Here is a 3,276-nt window from a genome sequence, read left to right on the forward strand (position 1 = left end):
GGCCGTCGCGAAGGTCCGGGCGGGTCCTGGCGGCCTGGGCGGGTCCTGGCGGTTCGGGCAGGTCCGTCCGGGTGTGTCCGCGGGCCCGGCGGGGCATCACGCCCTCGGCGTCGGGGGCATCCCCGCTAGAGTCGGCGCGCGCTCCGCAGGGGTGGGGTGCGGGCACTGGGGGTGGTGGGCGATGGCGACGACAGGACGAGCCGGCGGCGCGGCGGCGATGCGGACGGCCCGGCGGACGGCGGCCGGGGCCCTGCTGGGCACGGGGCTGCTGGGGCTGGCGCTGTTCTCGCTGGGACGCCCGCACCCCTGGCAGGCGCTGGGCGGCGGACTGGTGGTGGCCTGCGCGGCGACACTGGTCGGCGGCGCGCTGGGGTTCCTGTTCGGGGTGCCCCGGGTCCGCGCCGGCTCCGGCGGCCCGGGCGGTGCCGGGGACGACGGGTCGCACGGCTCGTACGCGCCGAACACCAATCTGGAGCAGGTCTCCGACTGGCTCACCAAGGTGCTGCTGGGCGTCGGGCTGACCCAGCTCGGCTCGCTCGGCGAGCGGCTCGACCGGCTCGGCACGACGCTCGCCCCGGCCCTGGGCGGGGGCGCGGGCACGGCGCCGTTCGCGGCGGCACTGGTCCTCTACTTCCTGCTGCTCGGGTTCCTGTCGGGCTGGCTGCTGACCCGGCTGGCGCTGCCGCGGGTGCTCTCCGACGCGGACCAGGCGCTGGACCTCTTCCTGGCCGGGCAGGACCGGGACCGCAAGGGCGACAAGGTCGGTGCGGACGACCTGCGGATGCGGGCGATGCAGCACCTGGGCCTGATCGGCACCAGCACCGGGAAGGCGGACGACCTGCCCGGCTCGATGCTGCCGGTGGACCGCGCGGCCGGGCCGGAGCGGGTGGTGGCCGAGGTGCGGTCGACGGCCCGGCGGTCGGCGCTGACGGCCTCCCAGGTGCGGGAGCTGTTCGCGGACGGCTCGGAGGGCCGGCGGATCCAGGCGCTGGCCCTGATGCAGGGCGATCCCGCGCTGGCCGACCTCGCGAGCGTGCGGGAGGCGATCGAGCACCCGCGCTCCGGGTTCGAGCAGTACCACGCGCTGCTGGCGGCGCGCGGGCTGATGTCCCGGCTGCCGGCCGAGGAGGCCCGGCTGCTGCGGGACACCGTGGCGGGGCGGCTGATGGCGCCGGACGGGATCCCGTTCGGCTCGGACCGGAGCTGGCTGGCGGAGAAGATCCTGTCGGGGCTGGAGGCGCCGGTGTTCCTGCCGCAGCAGCAGGGCGGGCCGGCGCAGCCGCCGGCACAGCCGCAGCCGGCGTCCGGGGAGAAGGCCTAGCCGGACGGGCCTAGACGGTGAAGCGGAGCTCCGGCCGGTCCCAGCCGATCGGCGGGCGGGCCGGGAAGGTGCCGACCCGCTCGGCGCCCATCCGCAGGTAGAAGGCCTCGGCGGGCGGGTGGGAGACCACCCGGACGCCGCCGGTGACGCCGATGGCGCGGGCGCGGTCGAGCAGGTGGGTGATCAGCCGGCGGCCGGTCCCGAGGCCCTGGGCCTCGTCGGCGACGAACATGAGGTCGAGTTCGGCGGGGTCGGTGATCAGCGCGTAGAAGCCGAGCAGGCGGTCGTCGGCGGCGCGGACGGCGAGGTGGACCTCGTGCCGGGCCAGGTACTCGGGCGTCACCCGGTAGCCGGCGATCATCGGCGCGTAGCGGCCGCGGTAGGCGGAGCAGTCCTGGATCAGGGCGGTGAGCCGGTCGGCGTCCTGGGCCGCGGCCGGCTTGATCAACGTCTCGGTCATGGCGGCGAGTATAGGAGTGAACCAGCTCAGTGACCATTACCGGGGGTGGCCCACCCGGTGCAGCACGAGCACCCGCCGGGCGCGCCCGTCCCGGTCGGCCGACGGCAGCACCCGGATCTCGCTGGCTGTCCGGCGCTCGCCGAGCGCGCGGCGGACGGCGTCCAGGCCGGCGGTGCGGCGGCCCTCGCCGTCGTACAGCGGGTGGACCCGGACCTCGCCGCCGGGGGCGGTGACCCGGACCAGTTCGGCCAGCGCGGCCAGCTGCCGCTCCGGCCCGAACAGCTCGGGGTAGGCGAAGACCAGGTAGCCGCTCAGGGTGAGGGCGAAGGCGCCGTCCGCGAAGGGCAGCCGGGGCAGCGCGGCGGCGACGTACTGCCCGGGGTGGGCGGCGCGGTCGGCCGCGAAGAGGCGGCGGGCCCGGTCCCAGCCGCGCAGGTAGTGCTCCGGCCGGCGGAACCGGCGGGCGGGGTAGAGGTCGGGACGGGCCGCCATCGCGGCGGCCATGGCGGCCCGGGCGGCCAGGGCACCCCGAGCGCGGCCGCCTGCGCGCACTGCGGACTCCACCAGGTGACCGCCGACGGCTACTGCGAGGCCTGCGGCGGCGCCCAGCCTCGCCCCCGGGACCACATGGAGAAGGCGCTGGCCGGCGTCGCCGGGGTCAGCGACCGCGGTGTGCGCCACCACCGCAACGAGGACTCCTTCACCGTCGCCGCCACCTCCCTGCCCGGCGGCGAGCCGGTCGTGGTCGCCGTGGTCTGCGACGGCGTCTCCTCCTCCGACCGGCCCGACCAGGCCTCCGAGACCGCGGTCGACGCCGCCTCCGAGTCGCTGCTCAGCTCCCTGGAGGCGGGCACCGACCCGACCACCGCCATGCGCCGGGCGATCGCCGACGCGGCCGGCGCGGTGGCCGCGCTCGCCACCGACGGCACCCGGCCGAGCCGGCCCGACGTCAACGCGCCCGCCTGCACCTACGTCAGCGCCATCGCGGCCGGCGGCCGGATCACCATCGGCTGGGTCGGCGACACCCGGGCCTACTGGATCCCCGACGACCGGGCCGCCGCCGTGCCGTTCCGGCTCACCCAGGACGACTCCTGGGCCGCCCGGATGGTCGAGGCCGGGCTGATGGGCGAGGCCGAGGCGTACGCGGACCCGCGCGCCCACGCCATCACCGGCTGGCTCGGCGCCGACGCCGAGGAGGTCGTGCCGCACGTCATCGGCTTCACCCCGCACTACCCCGGGGTGCTGCTGGTCTGCACCGACGGGCTGTGGAACTACGCCGAGGCCGCCACCGACCTGGCGTACCGGGTCCGGCCGGACGCCCGCACCGAGCCGCTGGCCGCCGCCCAGGACCTGGTGAAGTTCGCCGTCGCGGCGGGCGGCCACGACAACATCACCGTCGCCGTGCTGCCGATCGACCCGCCGGCGGCCGCGGACCAGGAGGACGACGCCCGCACCGCGACGGCGCTCGACCTGCCGCTGATCACCGCGGGCGGAC

Annotated in this window: 4 protein-coding genes; 2 read left to right on the forward strand and 2 right to left on the reverse strand. The window is 77.1% G+C overall.

The window, feature by feature from the left end; translation table 11 throughout:
* Positions 1 to 181 precede the first annotated feature (181 nt).
* Entirely contained in the window at positions 182 to 1,321 is a 1,140-nt protein-coding gene (locus ABD308_RS36105) for a hypothetical protein (RefSeq protein ID WP_344344400.1), read from the forward strand.
* 10 nt (positions 1,322 to 1,331) lie between these two features.
* Here ABD308_RS36105 and ABD308_RS36110 read toward each other — a convergent pair whose 3' ends face one another.
* A complete protein-coding gene (locus ABD308_RS36110; RefSeq protein ID WP_344344402.1) occupies positions 1,332 to 1,781 on the reverse strand; it encodes a GNAT family N-acetyltransferase in 450 nt (149 codons plus the stop codon).
* Positions 1,782 to 1,817: 36 nt separating this feature from the next.
* Positions 1,818 to 2,333 carry a class I SAM-dependent methyltransferase gene (locus ABD308_RS36115; protein ID WP_344344404.1) on the reverse strand — a complete coding sequence of 172 codons (516 nt, stop codon included), beginning with the start codon at positions 2,331 to 2,333 and terminating at the stop codon, positions 1,818 to 1,820.
* A gap of 15 nt (positions 2,334 to 2,348) precedes the next feature.
* Here ABD308_RS36115 and ABD308_RS36120 point away from each other — a divergent pair.
* A partial coding sequence (locus tag ABD308_RS36120) for a PP2C family protein-serine/threonine phosphatase (protein ID WP_425554944.1) occupies positions 2,349 to 3,276 on the forward strand: 928 nt, incomplete at its 3' end.

The sequence above is a fragment of the Kitasatospora putterlickiae genome, from assembly GCF_039527695.1.
Lineage (GTDB): Bacteria > Actinomycetota > Actinomycetes > Streptomycetales > Streptomycetaceae > Kitasatospora > Kitasatospora putterlickiae.